At 43.4% G+C, this 316-nt stretch carries 1 protein-coding gene; it reads right to left on the reverse strand.

Features of this window, described 5'->3' with window-relative positions; genetic code table 11:
* A partial coding sequence (locus Z054_RS29200) for a hypothetical protein (RefSeq protein WP_035093478.1) occupies nucleotides 1-316 on the reverse strand: 316 nt, incomplete at both ends.

Below are 316 nucleotides of genomic sequence, written 5' to 3' on the forward strand. Positions count from 1 at the left end.
CCATATTACCCATAGCAGTTCCCTGCATATGATATCCAAATTCTAATGAAATGCTTGTAACTCCTGTTAAGTCTATACAAGGGCTATTTAATAAAGCTACTTTATTTGGACTACCTGCCGGAGTGACATTGGTCGATGCTTCGGTATACAGATAGAATGAACCATCCTGTCCGCTTGCAGGACCAGTACCGCTCGATGGAGTACCTCCTGAATCTCGGGTCCAATCAATATCATCTCCTGTAGCATTGGTCCAAACTCCAAAATCAGACTCAAAACTCTCACTGTATGGAAAACTGTTAATCCCAGCACACCCTGG

This window comes from Aquimarina macrocephali JAMB N27 (assembly GCF_000520995.1).
Taxonomy (GTDB): domain Bacteria; phylum Bacteroidota; class Bacteroidia; order Flavobacteriales; family Flavobacteriaceae; genus Aquimarina; species Aquimarina macrocephali.